We start from the raw sequence: 19,574 nt of genomic DNA, 5'->3' as shown, positions 1-19,574 counted from the left end.
CATGTCAGTAGCTACAACGAAAAAAACGGCATTTAATGTAAATGACTTAAATTTATGGTACGGAAATAACTATGCGTTAAAAAACATTACGTTTCCCATTTATGATAAAGAGGTTACGGCGATCATTGGACCATCCGGTTGCGGAAAATCGACATTCGTTAAAACATTGAACTTAATGAATCGTTCGGTGCCCGGGATTAAAATGTCCGGAGAAATCAATTATGATGGGACGAATATCCTTTCAGACAAGGTTGATTTAGTTGAATTGAGAAAAAAAGTCGGGATGGTGTTCCAAAAAGGGAATCCATTTCCCCAAAGCATATATAACAATATTACGTTCGGTCCGAAAGTGCATGGAGTCAAAAAGAAGAAAGAGCTTGATGAAATAGTGGAATCCACTTTAAAGAGTGTTGCATTATGGGACGAAGTAAAGGATCGGTTAGATGCACCGGCCATGGGTCTGTCAGGTGGGCAGCAACAGCGTCTGTGTATTGCCAGGGCACTTGCGACAAAGCCCGAAATTCTTCTGATGGACGAACCGACATCAGCCCTCGATCCCATTTCCACTGTCAAAATCGAAGAGCTGATCAGTGAACTCAAGAAACAATATACGATAGTCATTGTCACTCATAATATGCAGCAGGCAGCAAGGGTTTCTGATAAAACAGCCTTTTTCCTATTAGGGGACTTGATTGAGCTGGACGAAACGGATAAAATATTTTCTAATCCCAGTGACAAAAGAACGGAAGACTATGTGTCGGGTCGATTCGGATAAAGTGCACTTTGAAAGAAAAAGGTTCTTCATCATTACTTAGCAAAGGGGAATAAGTATGGCGATAAGAAGAAATTTTGATAATAATCTAAAAGAGTTAAAAGACAAACTTTTCGATATGGCGGATCTTGCTAAAGTGTCTTTGAAAGAGTCCGTGGTAGCCTTGAAGACACAGGACATTGAAAAAGCAGAGGAAATCATCAAAAAGGATCATATTATCAATCAATATGATAATGAAATCAATAATCTTGCCATCATTCTCATTGCGAAGGAATCTCCTGTAGCAACGGACTTACGGAAAATCATCTCTGCATTAAGAATCTGTTCTGAAATTGAACGGATCGGGGATATGGCTACGAATATTGCGAAATCAACCCTGCATATCGGAAACCAGAAGTTGATCAAGCCGATTGAAGAAATTCCGAGAATGCTCTCGATTGCTGAAGAAATGCTCGAAGAAGCGCTTACTGCTTTTTATAGCGAGGATGCTTCCCTTGCGAAAAAAGTGGCGGATCGTGATGATGAAGTCGACGAGTTATATGGTAAATTAGTAAAAGAACTCATGACCTACATTCCGAACTATCCAGATGAAATCAGTCAGATCACCCAGCTGGCATTTACGTGCAGATACATTGAACGCGTAGCGGATCACGTGACGAATATTTGTGAAAACGTCATTTTCTTAGTGACAGGTGAACGGTTTGATCTGAATAACTAATGTATAAATCTCTAAAGAACGGCTTACTCTCAAAGAGTAAGCCGTTCTTGTTACGCAATTATGAGTCCTGAATGATAGAGAGGACTTCTTGTTTAGACAGTGTGGATTGTTTTGTGATCTGATCCACTTTTACCCCCTGCTTATAAAGGGAAATCACTTGATTCTTAATGATTTCGTTAATTGGACTCTTGTGAATAGTCATATCCCCATCCAACATGAGCTCTTCTTCCAAAACGCTTATTCTCTTCTTCAATTTATAATGCTCCTGCAGAACATTCATCGATAATTCTTCCATGTCTTTTTCAATATCGCGATACCGATCCCGTTGTAAAAACGAAATGACAAGTAATAGGATAGAGAAGCTTACTAATCCAATGAATAGGTAAGTCACTTTATCACCCCAAGATGTATTCTTCTTCTTTATTTATAGCACAGATCATGTTCCAACTCTATATGGTACGTGGATAAATGTGTGGGATATCCCAATATTTTGTCGAATGTCGTGGAGAGATCAACAAAGAAAAATGTCGTTATGGAAATGTAATCGCTTTATTATCATTTCATCATACTAAATCATAAAAAAAATGCACGTTGAATCCTATTGCCATCATGTGTAACAAGATACGACAAAATGCGTTTATTGTAGGTTTTTCAATACGGTGTTACGATAAATTTAAGATTAATTGTCATAATATTTAGATCGAATTCATATAATAAATGCTTCGTTTTAGGAGGAATGGTTTTGATCACAGAAATAATCAAGTTAAAGGAACAAGGTGTGTCATTCAGGAAGATTGCCAAAGAACTGAATACAACCGTGGGTAAGGTTCAGTATCAATGGGTGAAGTACCAGAAAGCATTGGAGAATGGTCCGGAACCGGCAGGAGTTGAATTGATAAAACCGGAAACACCGAAGAAGCGTGTAGGAAGAGCTGCTTTTGGCAGGAAGATGCCTAAGCGCAGATTAAAAAATCCGAAAGCGACAGAGTTATCGATTACGTTTTCGACTTCTTCCAGGATTTATTGTTATTGGAACATTTCTCAAGAATGGATCCGGCATGTGAAGGCTCATTTTAAGATGAATTCCGACCCACAGCCATTTGTTCTTCGATTATATGATATTACCTCTATTTCGTTTAATGGTCATAACCACCATCACCATTCGGATTCGTATGTACCATTTACAGAAACCGACTGGTTTGTGAACGGATTAAAGGAAAACCGAAGCTACTGCATGGAAATCGGTTTACGCCTACCTTCAGGGGACTTCGTTGCCTTCACTCGTTCCAATGTTATTCATACACCGAGAACCTCTCATCAGCAGGAGGCGCACAGTATGAAAGAGTTGGTGGAATACGAGCAGGGCTTAATCAGGGAACCAAAGTGGGTGGAGCATGTCAGCACGTATTCGTATTATGTCATGAATGGGGAGGAAAAGGCATGAAGGCTCTTTCAGAAATCATCTTGTATCCAACATGTAATGAATTCTCATATTCTCAAGTGTTTGAGCGGGAAGATATGCTTACTGCATTACTTATAGAGAATGGAGAGTTGATCGATTTCCTTGACCGGAATGAGGGTGGTTCCATTCCTGTCGTATTGAATCCTCTCCTTTTCTCACTTTTTATGAGCGATGAGTTTATAGAGAAGGCGAACGCCATCATACAAAGCAACCTCCTGCAAGCTGGCTCTCATGATAAACATAAGTGGCAGCTCATTTATTCACAGTGGTCCACTTATGATATGAATCTCGTACAAGCCTACAAACATCTCACTGTGGAAGGGAAGGCAACAGTCATTCCTACGGCGGTAAGTCCGTTCCCATTAACCCATTACCGGACACCAAGGGCCATCGAGTCCCAGATTCGGATGAGTACATTATTATTCAAGCGATATTTTCAAATGATTCCTAAGTCGTTCTGGTTACCTCAGGCGGCGTATGTACCGGGGATTGATCTTTATCTCACTGGGCAAGGCATTGAGTATACATTCATTTCTTCCTTTTCCTATGAACATAGTGAAAAGGAACAGCACAGAGATGTAATCAGGACGCCGAGAGGATTGAAGCTTATTCCTGTTGCGGAGGGCATTGACTCCCTGGAAGAAAGTGATCAACCACTTTCAATCGTATATGTAAAAGACCTATCAGACTATGATGCATTAATGAACCTGGATAGAGGAGATGCCCGTCATACATTGGAAGTCAAGATGGAAGGACCTACCGCTCTTTCAAGGGTCGGCTTCGGGTATCTTGGAATGGAGAAACAAGTCCCGATCATCACCGATTCAGCCATTCGGAATATTCGGGTAGTTCATCGCATGGAAGATCAGTTGGAGAATATGGTGACACTGTCAGCAGAAACAGAGTGGACCTTTCAGATAATAAGGGAATGGGTATCAAGCATGGAAGGGTTTAAAGATGAGAATGGATTATCCACGGTTCATTTCGACCGGTTGCTCCAACAAGTCATGGATGGGCATAAGGATGGACATCTCCTTCTTCATCGGAAGAGAATGATCCCTTTTCCATCTGACGAAATCCTTGAGAAACTCTCCATTGGAATAAAGGGCGATGTGGAAGAGAAGAATGATTCCGTGCTGATCCTTTCCTGGGAGTACCCACCGAATATTGTGGGTGGATTATCGAGACATGTGTATGACTTAGCCAACAATCTTGTGAAAAAGGGAAAGCATGTGCATGTTCTTACCACCATGGCCAATGATGCACTGCCCCTGGAGAAAATGGAAGGTGTCACGATTCATCGGGTACATCCTTTGCATCCATATGAAGAAGATTTCTTTAAATGGGTATTCGATTTGAATCAGTCCTTCATTCAGTACGCGCATGACTTGATACGAGATGAAAGAATCACCCATATCCATGCACATGATTGGATCGTATCGACATCAGCCATGAAGCTGAAAGACTATTACTCCCTTCCTCTTATTACAACGATCCATGCTACTGAACATGGCAGGAATCAGGGGATTTACACAGATTTGCAACACAAGATCCATGGGGAAGAGCAGCTGCTCATCGGTGCATCAGACCACCTCATCGTTTGCAGTGAGCATATGAAAGACGAAATCAAGAGCTTATTCACGATAGAAGCACCAATCGCTGTCATACCAAATGGTGTGGAAATGGAGAAACTCGATCAGTCTTCCCCATATGCCTTTTCGAAACCATCGACGCCGTACTTTTTTTCAATCGGAAGGATGGTCCATGAGAAAGGGTTTGAGACCATCATCCGTGTAGCTTCACGGTTAAAGAATGAGGGATATGACATCTCCTTCGTCATAGCAGGGAAGGGTCCGATGCTTGAGCAATACCGAAAGACAGTTATCGAGGAGGAGCTTTCCGATATCGTATCCTTCGTCGGATACATCTCGGATAGGGAACGGAATGATTATTTGAAGAATTGTCTAGCCGTCATCTTTCCAAGTTTGTACGAACCGTTCGGGATCGTTGCCCTGGAGGCGATGGCCTTCCGTAAAGGCGTGGTCGCTTCCAATACCGGTGGACTCAAGTCCATTGTGAAACATGAACAAACAGGCTTATTATTTGAACCCAATCAGGAACATAGTCTCTATACTCAATTGATTTCATTAATTGAAAATCCCGGAAAATCAGAACAGCTGGGTGAACTGGGCTTTAAAATGGCGCAGTCCATGTTCAGCTGGGACCGGATCGCAGACCAGACCATTCATGTATATGATGATGTACTCCTTCAATCAAAAGTAGAGGGTATAAAAAGATGAAGGCGGTTATATTGGCAGGTGGAGAAGGCAGGCGATTAAGGCCGTATACGATGTCCATTGCGAAGCCCATGGTCCCGATTCTGAATAAGCCAATACTTGAATATAGCATTAACCTCTTAAGTTCTTATGGAATAAGAGATATTTTGATTACGACTTGTTATAAAAGCGAGACCATTAAAGATTACTTTGGAGATGGGAAACGATTCAATGTGAATATCACGTATCTTGAGGAAAAATCTCCACTCGGGACGGCAGGTGGCATATTCCTCGCACGGCACAGGCTGCGGGAACCGTTCCTGGTTCTTAGCGGGGATGCGTTTACCAATATTCCCATCGATAAGGTCATTGAATTTCATTATGAGAAAAGAGCGGTCATGACCGTCGTATCAAAGGAAGTGGAGAATCCAAAGGAATACGGAATCTGTCATACGGACGAGACCCGTAAATTAGTCGATTTTATCGAAAAGCCCGAAGAGTGGGTGGGTAATGAAGTCAACACAGGTGTATATATGCTTGATCCGCGTCTATTAGATCGCTATGCGCACATTGGTGCCAAAGATTTTGGGCAGGATTTCATTCCCCGTCTTCTGTTAAATAATGAAGAAGTATACGTGTTTAAGACGAGTGCTTATTGGAGAGATATCGGTAACCCGGAAGAATATAAGTGTGCCAGGGACGATCTTATGAGGGGACATTTCTCTCCTCCCTCTTTAAAAAAAGGCTTACGTCATTCAAAGGGTTTAGTGGAGCCTTTCATCACCCGACTGCAGGTAGCTTGTCCAAATGGGAAGAAACCGATGGTGCTTGCAAAACTGCTTGAGACGGTTCCATCTTCCTCCAGTCAGAAAGAGATTGTATTTGACCACAGAGATGGGGGCCGGACGAAAATCATAAGTGATCCAAAGAGAGGGTTCATCATCTATTCCAATGCGGACAGAAGGAATCTGGCAAGGGAGTTTGCAAGGTATTACGGAAAGAAAATAAAAATCTGGCAAAAGGTGTAGAGGCTAATGAGGGAGAATCAGAATCGAACGTTTCATATCCAAGGAATAGCCTGGAACAAGAAAAATGAGTATACGCCCATCCACTCTGACAAATGTTCTTCCCTTACGGATATTAAAGTAAGGGTGAAAGAAGAGGCTGAGGGGTGGGGGGACTCCTATGTATTCGAAATGGAGAATATGTCGAAAGAAACCCGTCGTCTGAAAGTATTCTTTCTCATCGAGTGGCTCGCCTGCAAAGAAGATGGAGTAGGTGTGCTGTCCCTTTCGAAGGATACATTCTGGAATTACAGCGGAAGACGGGTTGCCATCACCAATATTGTTTCCTGTGCCGAATCTGTAAAGAAAACCATCTATCCTCTTAATCTGAAGGGGCTCAAACTTTGGAAGAAATCCTTAAGCAAAGGTAGCTTATACTACTATCCTATTTCAAATGGCCTCAATATGATGGTGTATATGCTGGATTTCTCTTTCAAGCCCTTCGAAGTGAAACAGGGGAAAGTATATGCCATTGAAGGTGAGATGGAAGAAGAGGTTGCAAATTTAAGTGATAGAATAAAAAACGGACTAGCATTTCCCGGGGAAAAGTGATATTATATAAAAGTCGTATGAATAGTAGAAGATGTATATGTTTGGAGGGAAATTATAATGCGTGTAAACATTACTTTGGCTTGCACAGAAACTGGTGAGCGTAACTATATTACTACTAAGAACAAGCGTAACAACCCAGACCGTTTAGAGCTAAAAAAATATTGCCCGAAATTAAAGCGTGTGACTCTTCACCGCGAAACGAAATAAGCAGCCGGATTTTATCCGCTGCTTTTTTTTATGCTTTATTAGGTTCTAGAGCATTGCCTTTTCCGAAAAGTGGAGGACTGGTTGTCGCTTTTAGGCTGGAAATCCATTAAAATAATTTCAGGATCGTAAGCATGGAGGGATCATATGTCTAAAAAGGAAATGCGGAAATCTCAGCTGCAAGTATTAAAATCCATTGGCCATCTTGCATTTCAACAAAAATGTTTTGAAATAGAACAGCGCCTTTTTGAGTCTCACGAGTGGAAGCAAAGCAGTACGGTTTCGATCACCATTTCAAGGCCTCCGGAACTCGATACTTGGAATATCATTAAGAGGGGCTGGGAAGAAGGGAAGACAATGGTCGTGCCAAAGTGCCTCCCGGAGGAGCGCCGGTTAATTTTTTATAAACTGAATGATTTTCATCAGTTGGAACAATCCTATTTCAATTTGTTTGAACCGGCCCCCGCGAAGTCCGTCGCTGTACATAACGAATCGATTGAATTGATGATTGTCCCTGGGTTATCTTATACAAACGCGGGTTTCCGTCTTGGGTTTGGCGGAGGATATTATGATCGGCTGCTTTCAGCCTTTGCAGGAACTACGATGTCCCTTGCATTCGAAGAGCAGATGGTCGAATCATTGCCGATTGAATCCTTTGATATGCATGTATCAACCATACTGACGGAATTGAGAAGGATCGATTGTGAAGATTGAGTTATTCCTGCTTCTTCTCTTTATCCTTGCCATCGCGATTGGAGGATGGAGAACAAGGAATTTAAGTAGATCAGGGGCTTGGATGGCGGTGTTGGTCGGGCTTGTCATTGGGTTTGCCTATGGTTTCCGGGGCTTATTTGTATTGGGGGCTTTCTTCCTTTCTTCAAGTATTTGGTCTCATTTATTCAAGAAGGACAAGATCGGGATAGAGGACCGGCTTGCTAAGACGTCCACAAGGGATTGGCAGCAAGTATTGGCAAACGGCGGTCCTGCAGCACTTTTCGCCCTGTTGTTCAGCTTGACTGGGGAAAGCGTATGGACATTTGCTTTTGTTGCATCGATTGCAGGGGCAAATTCGGATACATGGGCTTCTGAAATCGGTCCCCTGAGTCGGAAACTTCCTTTTTCCATAAGGTCATTCGAGAGAGTTCCAAAAGGCACATCGGGAGCCGTTTCCCTTATCGGTACGATAGCGGCGGTCATGGGTGCAGCCTTTATTGCACTGACTGCCCTGGTCATGCTGGATGGTATGGACGTCACGCTCTTTTTATGGATCACACTATCCGGGTTTCTTGGAAATCTCCTCGATACATGCTTGGGGGCATATGTGCAATTGGATTACAGGTGCCGGGTGTGCGGGATACAGACGGAATCGATTGTCCACTGCGGACAGCAAACTGAAAGAACGAAGGGTTACTGGATAAACAATGAACTTGTCAATGCCCTTTCAAGCTTAATGTCCGGAGTGATCCTGCTTCTCCTCTATTGGTAGCAGGCAAAAAAATCCCAGGTTTAGATAAATTTATGGGATAAGCTAATCGGTTATGATCCAAACTATAAGCAGGAGGGATCATGATGAACGGATGGACAAAATGGTTAGTGCTCGGAGGTTTGGTTCTTTTTCTGGTTCCGAATCGATATCGCTTGTTAAACCTGTTATTAGGGAATTTTCTACTACGCAAATTTGCCGTAAGAGCGGCCATGGGAATACCAGGCATACGCTCGAAATTCATCCAGGGCGCATTCCGCTCTTGACCGAACAAAAAAGACTGCAGGAGGGCCATACCCCATTCCTGCAGCCTTTTTTGTTTACACATCAAAAACAGGTTCGGTATAGTAGGGAGAGACGCGTTTATTTGATGTCGGTAGGTTAAAAGAGTAAAAAGAAAGTAGTGGATGATGTGGATTTACGTTATCATTATTTATTTTGGAAAGTAGCCCACTATTTAGTGGAATATAAACACTATCGGATCCTGAACATCTCCCCCGACCAGGATGAAATATGGTTGGAGAATTCAGGCATGAAAGAAGGAAACATCGTCCGGATCGTTCGAAAGGACCTCGATTGGGGTAACTGGGTCAAGAGGGATCTGGAATTGACCTCCATGAATGGAGAAAAAATCAGGAAAACCCTGAGAAAAAGACAGCTTCACATCAAGAATCTCTACATATCTACTTTTCCACCCGTCGATGGGGATCCAGGTCTATTCCTCGACCCGGTGAATCGTCATAAAACGACCATTCAGCCCATTCTCCTCGATGGTGATGAAAGTGTGGAAAAGCTTAAAGCCCATCCACTATTCCATGATGGGGAATGGGTTCTCCCCCCTGAAGTGTTGGAGGCGAATGTCGATTGGATCAAAAATATGACCATGACGTCTTCGTCCAAGCAAATTCAGAAAGAGAAACAGCTATTTGAGAGAGGGAAACCGTTTTTCACTTATCTCTTTATTGCCGTTCAAGTGATCATGTTCCTCATTCTTGAAATGAATGGAGGGAGTAAGGACCCAGAGACGCTCATTCAATTCGGTGCAAAATATAATCCCCTCATGATTGAAGGGGAATGGTGGCGCCTCGTCACGCCGATCTTCCTGCATATAGGATTACTGCATCTCTTGATGAACACACTGGCCCTTTATTATCTTGGAATGGCAGTGGAGAAAATGTTCGGCCGGCTTCGGTTCGTTCTCATTTATATGCTGTCGGGAGTCGCAGGCACGCTTGCAAGCTTCCTGTTTACATCCAATCTTTCAGCAGGGGCCAGTGGGGCGATCTTCGGCTGTTTCGGTGCCCTCCTGTACTTTGGGGTATTACATCCAAACGTTTTCTTCCGCACCATGGGCACCAATATCATTGCGGTCATCTTATTGAACCTGGTCCTGGGATTCAGCCTTCCAGGCATTGATAATGCGGGCCATATCGGGGGTCTTATCGGAGGATTCCTTGCTGCAGGCATCGTAAGTCTGCCAAACGCCATCCGGCCGGTGCGTCAGCTCCTGTTTCTGCTCGGAAGCATTCTACTAACAGGTATATTGGTATGGAATGGAATCGGAGGGGATTCAAGCTCCTGGGACGTCGATACGGCAAATGGGGTCGCCCAGGAAAAAATATCGAATCAGGAGTGGAAGGAGGCCGAGGACATTCTTTCCCCTGTGGTGGAGGAAGGGTCCCCGGATGCCCAAACCTATTTCTATCTTTCTTATGCTGAAATCAAGCAGAATAAATTGGCACCGGCGAAGAAGCATTTGAAAGCTGCGCTTAAAGAAGATGATCGATTCCATGAAGCCCATTACAATCTTGCGTTGATCCTGATCGATTCCGGTGAAAGGGAAGAAGCTCTCCTCCACGCAAAAAAAGCCTATGAATTAAATAGGCAGGATAAAAATTATGAGAAACTTTATAAAGAATTACAAGGGAGCAATTAAGATATGAGCTGTCTGAGTAAAGATGCGTCCCCGTTTTGATCAACGAGCAGCACAAGGACTTCCTTTTTATCTTTTTTTACTAATAGGAGAGGAATGGCACTGTCGATGGATTCCACGACAGAGCCGTCCTCTTTTTTTATTCCTAAATAATAGTTTTTATAGAGTCCTTCCCATAGATTACCGATCAGGCGATCCCATTCCTGTCTGGTGTAGCCTTCCAAGGGACGGCCGTCAAACATCGGGAGACTGGTCAGGGGGATGGGAGTGTATTCATCGGCAGGGATACCCATAGAGGTGATGGCCTTTTCCCATAAATATTCGAGTTGTTGGGACGTCACCTTGTCCAGGATATTCTTCCATTCTTTTTCTACGCTGTTCCCCGGTTTCCTGAAGGCATTCAAAGGGCTGAAATTGGAATCGATCACGTAAAGCGCATCTTCGGACATTTTCTGGGCACTGGTGAACTCTGTGTCCGATTCATGTATTTCAGAATAGTGAAATGATACAGCCTGGAGGATGCTGCTATCTTTCCCCTTTATAGTCGATTTCTCTACAATCTGATCTGTATCTTGTTCCCATTCATTCATCAGACCCTTCAATCTCCCGTTCATATATATAAAACCGACATCCTGACGTAAATAGGCGGGAGTATCAAGCTTTGAAGATACCTTCCAATTCACTTCATAATGATCATTTTTCTTTTCAGGTTGGAGCATGAGCAGCGTAGTGGCCGATTCATAAGAAACATTTTCATTAATGGGAAAGAAAATGATGCTCTCCCGGGTTTGCGGCTTGTAAATAAATTGAATGCAGAGGGCCACTATACACATGATCACCAGAAATGGCGTTGCTTCTTTCAGCCTATCCTTCATTTTGTTCACTCCAGTGGTTTGTCCATTTTCTACATAGTATGAATCGATGGAATTGAATATGATAGGAGGTATGATTTCAGGCTTCTTTGTCTAGGATGGTAAGGTTGGAAAATCATGTAAAGGTATTGGGAGTGAAGGCTAATGTCGAATGAAAAGAAAAAGCCTGTCTCTACTCAGATTGAAGAAAACACCAATTATTTAAGGGATACCTTAGCAGTGGACAAGAGCTTTGATGTCATTCAATTGGATCTGGAGTATGCAGAAAGAAAAATGGCCATGTTTTTAGTGGATGGCTTCGTTAAAGATGATATTATGCATTATCTGATGAAGCTCTTATCTGGACTCAGTCCTGAACAATTGGAAGAGGATACTCTGGAAAAGCTTTTGAAGACGTACATTCCTTATATAGAGATTGAGCAAGTAGATGACTTGAATCAGGTGATCGATTTAGTATTGGCAGGTCCTACAGCCCTTGTCGTGGACGGCATTGACAAGGTTATCATGATTGATGCAAGGACATATCCTGTAAGAGGGCCACAGGAGCCTGATTTAGAACGGGTAGTACGCGGTTCGAGGGATGGATATGTCGAGACGATTGTATTTAATACAGCATTGACAAGACGGAGGGTGCGCGATCCCTCACTTCGTATGGAATACATGCAAATAGGCAGAAGATCCAAAACGGATATCGTTGTCAGTTATATAGAAGACATTGCCGATCCCAATTTGGTGCATAAAATCAAGGATGCTCTCTCGAAGATCGATACAGACGGTCTTCCCATGGGGGAGAAAACGTTAGAAGAGTACATTGCGGGACGGCACTGGAATCCCTATCCGCTGGTCCGGTACACGGAAAGACCTGATACTGCAGCATCCCACCTATATGAGGGACATGTCCTCATCATGGTGGATGGATCACCGAGTGTGCTCATCACCCCGACCACTTTCTGGCATCATCTTCAGCATGCGGAGGAATACAGGAATAAACCTTCTGTAGGGGCATATCTGCGTTTTGTAAGGTTTATTGCGGTATGGACATCGATCTTTTTACTGCCCCTATATTATTTATTTGCGATCCACCCGGAGCTCCTTCCGGAATCCATGGCCTATATTGGTCCGAATGATGTCGGGGAAGTCCCACTATTCCTTCAATTTCTCATCATTGAAGTGGGAATCGATATTTTAAGGATGGCCGCCATACACACCCCGTCTTCCCTGGCAACCGCCCTTGGGCTCGTTGCAGCATTGATGATCGGGCAGGTTGCCGTTGAAGTCGGTCTGTTCATTAATGAAGTCATTCTTTACCTGGCCATCGCTGCCATCGGAACATTCTCTACGCCGAGTTATGAGATGAGCCTGGCTAATCGACTGGTGCGGATCTTCCTTTTGATATGCACGGCATTATTTGGTGTTTATGGATTTGTAGTGGGTGTATTCTTATGGATCATCATGCTCTCAAGAATGAGTTCGTTTGGCATTCCATATATGTGGCCATTTATTCCATTCAATCTCAGGGCATTCAGGGATGTATTCCTTCGTTCCCCGATTCCCCTTAAGAACAGGCGGCCGCGATTTTTACATCCGAAAGATCCTGATCGTTAGAAATCATAGAGAAGAGATTTTCTTACTGGATATTCCTTTAAGGAAAGCTCTTTTTGTTTTGTGTCCGTACTGGTTTGTTTAGGATTGAGAAGAAAGCGGTTTTCACTTATACTTTATAAGGAAGAAGAGAAAGCAGGTGTATGCATGAAAACGATTTATGATATCCAACAGCTCCTCAAAAGTTATGGAACGATCATATATGTTGGGCATCGTCTTTCCGACCTGCAACTGATGGAAGGCGAATTAAAGGAACTCTACCAATCCCAACTGATTGATACCCGGGATTTTCAGACTGCTTTATTTTTGTTGCGTCATGAAATAGCAATTGAAAAAGAAAAACAGGACAGGTGATAATGATGACGGAAAAATGGTTAGTTGGAGTTGACTTAGGGGGAACGACGACGAAGATCGCGTTCTTAAGTAAATACGGTGAGCTTTTACATAAATGGGAAATCCCCACTGACAAATCGGAAAACGGGAAAAATATCATTGTGAATATTGCGAAAGCGATCGATCAAAAGCTCGAAGAATTGGATCAAAGCAGAGATAAACTGGTTGGTATCGGAATGGGTGCACCTGGACCCGTCGATACGGCAAAAGGAATCATTTACGAAGCGGTCAATTTAGGATGGGAGAATAATACGCCATTAAAAGATCTGCTCGAAGTCGAAACAGGGTTGCACGCAGTCATTGACAACGATGCAAACTGTGCGGCACTCGGTGAAATGTGGAAGGGTGCAGGAGACGGGGCGAAGGATATTGTATGTGTGACATTAGGAACCGGCGTCGGGGGCGGTGTGATTACAAATGGCGATATCGTTCACGGTGTAAAAGGAGCAGGTGGTGAAATCGGCCATATCACCGTCGTACCGGAAGGCGGATACCAGTGTAATTGCGGGAAGACAGGATGTCTTGAAACCGTTGCTTCAGCGACAGGTGTCGTCCGACTCGCAAACGAAAAACTGGATGCCACTGAGCAAGAATCAACGCTTCGTGCCCTAAGGGATTCTCACGGCTCAATCAGCGCCAAGGATATCTTTGATGCGGCAAGGAACCAAGATGGACTTGCACTGGCAGTCATTGATCAATTAGCCTTCTTTCTCGGGTTATCTCTTGCAAATCTCGGAAATGGTCTGAACCCTGAAAAAATCGTGATTGGTGGGGGAGTCTCTAAAGCAGGGGACATCTTATTACAGCCGGTCGTTAAATTCTTTAAACAGTTTTCATTCCCGACTGTCCGTACCTCAACACACTTAAGTATTGCCACGCTAGGAAATGATGCCGGTGTAATCGGGGCAGCCTGGCTGGTCAAGAACAAAATCTGATTGACCTTAAAGTGAAATTCGAAAGAAGAGCTTTCCTTTATGGAGGGTTCTTTTTTTATTGTGATTAGTAGTCTTAAACACCTAATGACAAATGAACTGTTTTTAATTAATGCGGTATTATTGAAACTTTTAATGGTTTCATCCGTCTAATAGTATGGGTAGGAGAATAGGGCATCAACCATTATACACCCCCATTGTGTATCCACGTTTGACGTTTTGTAAATAAATAATGAAGATGAGTCAAGGTTTCGTCCGTAATTATTTCCCTATTAAAATCATGAAAGTGTTACATACGATTGAACCGTTTGTAGCAAGGAGGTTGAATAAATGAATGTAAAGAAAATACCAAAGGTACCACTTATCATCATCGCTGCATTGTTCCTTTGGATCAAAACGTATATTGTCTATAAAACGAGTTTTGACATAAAGATCGAAAACGCACTACAGGAACTGATTCTATTCATTAACCCGCTAAGCTTTTTACTTTTCATCTTCGGAGTGGGGTTACTTCTTAAAAAGGATAGGTCACGTACCCGGTACATCATCACTTCAAGCTTCGTCCTCTCATTTATCCTGTATGGAAATGTAGTATTTTATCGATTCTTTGATGACTTTTTGACACTGCCCGTCCTCTTCCAAACAAGTAATTTCTCTGACTTGGGCACGAGTGCCAGTGCAATCATGAGCTGGAAGGACATTTTCTATTTCACCGATGTGATCGCATTAATTCTCATCATAAAGTTGAAACCAACCTGGTTTTCTTTACAAAACTACTCTAAAGCCAATCGACGCGCTTATTTCCTCGGTGCAACAGCGTTGGTTTTCTTTAACCTGGGATTGGCAGAATCGGAAAGGCCACAGCTTCTTACCAGGACATTTGACCGTGAAATGCTGGTAAAGAATATCGGAACATATAATTATCATGTATACGATCTTTTCCTGCAATCCAAATCCTCCGCCCAGAGAGCCCTTGCGGATGGAAGTGAACTGGCAGATATTGATAACTATGTCAGAGCGGGTTACACCCGGCCCGATAAGGAAATGTTCGGGGTAGCGAAAGACAAGAACTTAATCATTGTCTCCCTTGAATCACTACAGAATTTTGTCATCAACAGTGAAGTGAATGGCCAGGAAATCACGCCATTCCTTAATGATTTCATAGGGGAAAGCTACTATTTTGATCAGTTCTACCATCAAACTCAGCAAGGGAAGACGTCCGATTCCGAGTTTATCATGGACAACTCCCTTTATCCGTTGAACCGTGGAGCGGTTTTCTTTACCCATTCAGGAAATGAGTTTGAGTCCATGACGGAAAAACTTGGGGAAAACGGGTATTATACCTCGGCCATGCACGCAAACAATAAAAGCTTCTGGAATCGCGACATCATGTATGATTCACTGGGGTATGACCGGTATTATTCGTTACCGGATTATAATGTGACAGAAGAAAACTCTGTGAACTGGGGCATGAAGGATATCCCGTTCTTTGAGCAGACCGTGGAGCATATGAAACAAATGCCTCAACCGTTCAGTACGAAGATGATTACATTAACGAACCATTACCCTTTCACGCTTGATGAAGAAGATAAGTTAATCGACCCTTACAATTCCCATGACGGTACGGTGAATCGTTATTTCCAAACCGTCCGTTACATGGATGAAGCGGTGAAGAACTTCATTGCGGACTTAAAGGAGTCCGGTTTGTATGACAATTCCGTCATCGTGATGTATGGGGACCATTATGGGATTTCAGAGAATCATAACAAAGCGATGAGTCAATATCTTGGTAAAGACATCACGCCGTTTGTAAGCACACAGCTTCAACAGGTGCCGCTGATCATCCACGTTCCCGGTGAGGAAGGGAAGACCATTTCCAAGGTGTCCGGACAAATCGACTTAAAGCCGACCATCATGCATCTTCTCGGGATTGATACCAAAAAGGACATTCAATTTGGTTCGGATCTCTTCTCAGATGAACATGAAGATCTGGCCATACTCCGTGACGGCCGGTTCATCTCGAAAGACTATGTGTTTGCAGGTGAAAAATGCTGGAATAAGGAAACGGAAGAAAAAACCGATATGAAGTTCTGTGAACCATTTAAAGAGCGTGTCAATAATGAGCTGGAATACTCCGATAAGATCATTTATGGAGATCTGCTCCGCTTTTATGGGGAAACCGAATATCGTGATAACGATGAATCATAACGTACAAGCTTGCGAAGAGTTTCGCAGGCTTTTTTTTGTCATGAATCTTTGAACCATTCATACATGTAAGTAAGGACATATGAATGGGGAGGTTCCATCATGAAAGTGAAAGTGCGCAGTGGCGATACCCTCTGGTACTACAGCCAACTGTTTTATATCCCGGTCCAGTTAATCATCGATTCAAATCCTTCCGTTGATCACAATAGATTGAAAATCGGTACAGAGATACAAATTCCAGGATTCAGGAAAGAAAATCATTCTATTAAACAGGGGGATTCTCTCTGGTCCCTGGCCCAAAACCGGAACATTGGTGTCGACGCGTTATTTCTATTGAACGAAGGTGTCAATCCCAATGGATTACAAATCGGGTCGACTATCAGTCTTCCATCAAGGGTGGTTTCACCCATCGTCAACGGTAAACAGGGCTACGATTCACAAAGATTTGAGGGAGATGTACAACGTTTAAAAGAGATCTATCCCTTTATAAAATTAAGATCTGCAGGTGAAAGTGTCGGTGGAAAAGATCTCATCGAAATAAGGATAGGAACAGGAAAGAGGAAAGTTCATATGAATGCTTCTTTCCATGCGAATGAGTGGATCACCACATCTGTCCTCATGACGTTTATCAATGATTATTTACTATCCTTGACCAACAGTCAGCTTATGAGGGGGGTACAAACCCTGCCCATATATGGAGATGTGGCGTTGTCACTCGTTCCCATGGTAAATCCCGACGGAGTGGACCTTGTTCTGAACGGTCCTCCCGGTGATAAAAGAAATGAAGTGATCACTCTTAATCGGGGAAGTACCGACTTTACAGGCTGGAAAGCCAATATTAGAGGTGTGGATCTGAACAACCAGTTTCCTGCCAAATGGGAAATCGAGCAGGAAAGGAAGGAGGAGAAAGAACCTGCTCCAAGAGATTTCCCAGGATATAAGCCACTCTCAGAGCCCGAAGCCATCGCAATGGCTAAGCTTGCCAGGCAAGGAAAGTTCGATCGACTTCTTGCCCTGCACACCCAGGGAAAAGAGTTTTACTGGGGGTATGATGGATTTGAGCCTCCAGAAGCAGCCAAACTTGCAAAGGATTTCACCAGAGTGAGCGGATATAAATCGGTCCGTTACATTGATAGTTACGCAGGATACAAAGATTGGTTTGTGAAAGAATTTCAGAAATCAGGATTCACCCTTGAATTAGGAAAAGGCATCAACCCCTTGCCCCTATCACAATTCGATGAAATCTACCACGACGTATCCGGTATTTTACTTGCTTCTATCTATAGGTGGTATGAATGAAGAAAATACTCGAAAAATCTTTATATAAGTTCCATAAATATCTATTGTGGAAAATGAAAATCAGGAGTAAAATTAATCATCATCCTAATGAATAGTAACCTCTCGTGGTGACCCTAAAGATGTATGTATGAACATCTGGTCATCACTTTTTTTGAATTTTTGTAATGTTTTTTTAATCTTATTGAAACATTTTTGCATCACGAACGTACTAATTAATATGGAATTACAGGAGAAGGGGGAAGTGGATGAAAAAGAAAAAAGGTAGCGTGTTGATATTTTTCATGATGTGCATTCTGTGGTTAACGGCATGTCAGCCGGAAGAAACACAATCTTCCCCCTCAGAGAAAGAGAAGGCTCCTAAGAAAGACATGATGGTGAAGATCCTTCCTGCAGAAGGATTTATTGAAAATGTCGGGTGGATGTCCAGTTCAGAAATCCTTTCTGTACGGGAAGAGGATGGTGTGACGTCCTTCTATATCTACAATGTGTACGACGGAAGCAATCAAAAGATTTATGATGTACAACCCTCCTATGTGAGCGCAAGCATCTCACCGGATAAGAAAAAAATACTCATTCATTCCTCTCCGGCATCCTATACAGCCCAGCTGACGATCATCGATAGATCAGGAGAAGTACAATTTCAAAAAGACGTTCCTTCCTACGACTTGACTCATTCCTGGAATCCATTCAATGATGATACTTTGTTAATGACCACGTTCAATGAAGATTGGAGCTTTCAGGTCTTTGAAATAAATATCGGGGACGGGACGATGGACCCCATTGATGTAGAGGAGCCGTTTGTTCAGTGGCAATCAGCATCCTCCGTCCTTTATCAGGATTGGAGCAAGGATGAAGTGAGCGTATCGGCTCCCCTGGTAGCTCAAAATATCCTCGATGGTGAGAAAGAAATGATCATGGAGGATAGTATCCATTTCAATCAATTCAACGATTCTTTGTTATCGGTCTTTTCACAGGAAGAAAAAGGACCGTTTACATTTCAGTTCATTCATTCTAACGGAGAGGTGCAGTCGGAATTTACAGTTGACCTCTTAAGCCGTTACTCTGATTGGTTAATCCCCTATTATGATATGATAGAAGGGACGGGGCGGTTGATTACGTTCGTTGCCAATGAACCAGGTTCCTTTGATACGTACTCGGGGACGTTTTCTTTAAAAGAGTGGGACACAAATTCCGGAGAGGAAAAGGTCCTGTTTGATGATCTTCCTTTAGAACCCATAAAGTGTTCTCCTGATGGAGAATCGTGCTTATATGGTAATCAACTCGAAAAAGTAATCAATTTGAAGAACTCAAGTATCGTTCAACTACTAAAAAAAGAAGAAGGAGCAGATATATAATGGCGATAGTCGATGTAACAGTTATTCCAATCGGAACGGAATCACCCAGTGTGAGTTCATATGTAGCGGATCTGCAAAGTATCCTTAAGGGGTATGAAGAGGAAGGGAAGATCCGTTTTCAGCTTACTCCCATGAATACGATTATAGAAGGGGAACTTCCCGTTCTTTTCCAAGTGATACAAGACATTCATGAATCCCCATTCCAGCAAGGGATCCAGCGTGTGGCAACCAATATCAGAATCGATGACCGCAGGGATAAGCAAACGACCATGGAAGGAAAGCTTTCTTCCGTGGAGCGAAAATTAGAAAAATAACGAATACAAAAAGAGTGGGCGTCTAAGGAGGCCACTGAAAAAGTACCTCATTTACTAAACAGCGTATCTTTCTTCGAGAAATCGAAGAAAGATACGCTGTTTTCTTGTAAAATGAAGATATTACATAAAAGTGAGGGA

Annotated in this window: 20 protein-coding genes; 18 read left to right on the top strand and 2 right to left on the bottom strand. The window is 42.9% G+C overall.

Annotation, left to right across the window (positions count from 1 at the left end):
* Window position 1: 1 nt before the first annotated feature.
* A complete protein-coding gene (gene pstB / locus V8G47_RS12565; RefSeq protein ID WP_336200429.1) occupies window positions 2–775 on the top strand; it encodes a phosphate ABC transporter ATP-binding protein PstB in 774 nt (257 codons plus the stop codon).
* Window positions 776–830: 55 nt separating this feature from the next.
* A complete protein-coding gene (phoU, locus tag V8G47_RS12560; protein WP_336200428.1) occupies window positions 831–1,490 on the top strand; it encodes a phosphate signaling complex protein PhoU in 660 nt (219 codons plus the stop codon).
* Window positions 1,491–1,548: 58 nt separating this feature from the next.
* On the opposite strand, the gene V8G47_RS12555 is transcribed toward phoU, so the two are convergent.
* Complete coding sequence (locus tag V8G47_RS12555) at window positions 1,549–1,881, bottom strand: hypothetical protein (RefSeq protein ID WP_336200427.1); 333 nt, start codon at window positions 1,879–1,881, stop codon at window positions 1,549–1,551.
* Between the two features lie 351 nt (window positions 1,882–2,232).
* Between V8G47_RS12555 and V8G47_RS12550 the strand changes: the two genes are divergently transcribed.
* The 9 genes from V8G47_RS12550 to V8G47_RS12510 all read left to right on the top strand — a co-directional run bounded on the left by V8G47_RS12550 (window position 2,233) and on the right by V8G47_RS12510 (window position 10,467).
* The gene (locus V8G47_RS12550) at window positions 2,233–2,934 is read left to right on the top strand and encodes a DUF4912 domain-containing protein (protein ID WP_336200426.1); all 702 of its coding nucleotides are present in this window, start codon (window positions 2,233–2,235) and stop codon (window positions 2,932–2,934) included.
* Window positions 2,931–5,252: a glycosyltransferase gene (locus tag V8G47_RS12545; RefSeq protein ID WP_336200425.1), complete on the top strand. Its 2,322-nt coding sequence runs from the start codon at window positions 2,931–2,933 to the stop codon at window positions 5,250–5,252. The genes V8G47_RS12550 and V8G47_RS12545 overlap by 4 nt, the downstream gene beginning before the upstream one ends.
* The gene (locus V8G47_RS12540; protein ID WP_336200424.1) at window positions 5,249–6,256 is read left to right on the top strand and encodes a nucleotidyltransferase family protein; all 1,008 of its coding nucleotides are present in this window, start codon (window positions 5,249–5,251) and stop codon (window positions 6,254–6,256) included. Before V8G47_RS12545 ends, V8G47_RS12540 begins: the two co-directional genes overlap by 4 nt.
* 6 nt (window positions 6,257–6,262) lie before the next feature.
* Window positions 6,263–6,844 carry a hypothetical protein gene (locus V8G47_RS12535; RefSeq protein WP_336200423.1) on the top strand — a complete coding sequence of 194 codons (582 nt, stop codon included), beginning with the start codon at window positions 6,263–6,265 and terminating at the stop codon, window positions 6,842–6,844.
* A gap of 57 nt (window positions 6,845–6,901) precedes the next feature.
* Window positions 6,902–7,051 (top strand): 50S ribosomal protein L33, encoded by a 150-nt coding sequence (gene rpmG / locus V8G47_RS12530; RefSeq protein ID WP_064091498.1) that lies wholly within the window; start codon window positions 6,902–6,904, stop codon window positions 7,049–7,051.
* Window positions 7,052–7,195: 144 nt separating this feature from the next.
* Window positions 7,196–7,762, top strand: coding sequence for a 5-formyltetrahydrofolate cyclo-ligase (locus tag V8G47_RS12525; protein ID WP_336200422.1), 567 nt, complete (start codon window positions 7,196–7,198; stop codon window positions 7,760–7,762).
* Window positions 7,752–8,534: a DUF92 domain-containing protein gene (locus V8G47_RS12520; RefSeq protein WP_336200421.1), complete on the top strand. Its 783-nt coding sequence runs from the start codon at window positions 7,752–7,754 to the stop codon at window positions 8,532–8,534. Before V8G47_RS12525 ends, V8G47_RS12520 begins: the two co-directional genes overlap by 11 nt.
* Before the next feature lie 83 nt (window positions 8,535–8,617).
* Window positions 8,618–8,797: a hypothetical protein gene (locus V8G47_RS12515; protein ID WP_034757646.1), complete on the top strand. Its 180-nt coding sequence runs from the start codon at window positions 8,618–8,620 to the stop codon at window positions 8,795–8,797.
* A 146-nt stretch (window positions 8,798–8,943) separates the two neighbouring features.
* On the top strand, window positions 8,944–10,467 hold the full coding sequence (locus V8G47_RS12510) for a rhomboid family intramembrane serine protease (RefSeq protein WP_336200420.1): 1,524 nt from the start codon (window positions 8,944–8,946) through the stop codon (window positions 10,465–10,467).
* Here V8G47_RS12510 and V8G47_RS12505 read toward each other — a convergent pair.
* The gene (locus tag V8G47_RS12505; RefSeq protein WP_336200419.1) at window positions 10,464–11,339 is read right to left on the bottom strand and encodes a hypothetical protein; all 876 of its coding nucleotides are present in this window, start codon (window positions 11,337–11,339) and stop codon (window positions 10,464–10,466) included. The genes V8G47_RS12510 and V8G47_RS12505 overlap by 4 nt on opposite strands.
* 141 nt (window positions 11,340–11,480) lie before the next feature.
* On the opposite strand from V8G47_RS12505, the gene V8G47_RS12500 reads away from it, so the two are divergent.
* The 7 genes from V8G47_RS12500 (at window position 11,481) to V8G47_RS12470 (ending at window position 19,436) form a co-directional block, all read left to right on the top strand.
* Window positions 11,481–12,941 (top strand): spore germination protein, encoded by a 1,461-nt coding sequence (locus V8G47_RS12500; RefSeq protein ID WP_336200418.1) that lies wholly within the window; start codon window positions 11,481–11,483, stop codon window positions 12,939–12,941.
* A 144-nt stretch (window positions 12,942–13,085) separates the two neighbouring features.
* Window positions 13,086–13,292 carry a YqgQ family protein gene (locus tag V8G47_RS12495; RefSeq protein ID WP_034757652.1) on the top strand — a complete coding sequence of 69 codons (207 nt, stop codon included), beginning with the start codon at window positions 13,086–13,088 and terminating at the stop codon, window positions 13,290–13,292.
* 5 nt (window positions 13,293–13,297) lie between these two features.
* Entirely contained in the window at window positions 13,298–14,266 is a 969-nt protein-coding gene (locus V8G47_RS12490; protein ID WP_336200417.1) for an ROK family glucokinase, read from the top strand.
* A gap of 327 nt (window positions 14,267–14,593) precedes the next feature.
* Window positions 14,594–16,471, top strand: a complete 1,878-nt coding sequence (locus V8G47_RS12485) for an LTA synthase family protein (protein ID WP_336200416.1) — start codon at window positions 14,594–14,596, stop codon at window positions 16,469–16,471.
* A 99-nt stretch (window positions 16,472–16,570) separates the two neighbouring features.
* Window positions 16,571–17,767, top strand: a complete 1,197-nt coding sequence (locus V8G47_RS12480; protein ID WP_336200415.1) for a M14 family metallopeptidase — start codon at window positions 16,571–16,573, stop codon at window positions 17,765–17,767.
* A gap of 245 nt (window positions 17,768–18,012) precedes the next feature.
* Window positions 18,013–19,122 (top strand): hypothetical protein, encoded by a 1,110-nt coding sequence (locus V8G47_RS12475; RefSeq protein ID WP_336200414.1) that lies wholly within the window; start codon window positions 18,013–18,015, stop codon window positions 19,120–19,122.
* A complete protein-coding gene (locus V8G47_RS12470; RefSeq protein ID WP_336200413.1) occupies window positions 19,122–19,436 on the top strand; it encodes an MTH1187 family thiamine-binding protein in 315 nt (104 codons plus the stop codon). The genes V8G47_RS12475 and V8G47_RS12470 overlap by 1 nt, the downstream gene beginning before the upstream one ends.
* Window positions 19,437–19,574 lie beyond the last annotated feature (138 nt).

Source organism: Rossellomorea sp. LJF3 (assembly GCF_037046045.1).
GTDB lineage: Bacteria > Bacillota > Bacilli > Bacillales > Bacillaceae_B > Rossellomorea.
This window is presented reverse-complemented; position numbering and strand designations above follow the sequence as displayed.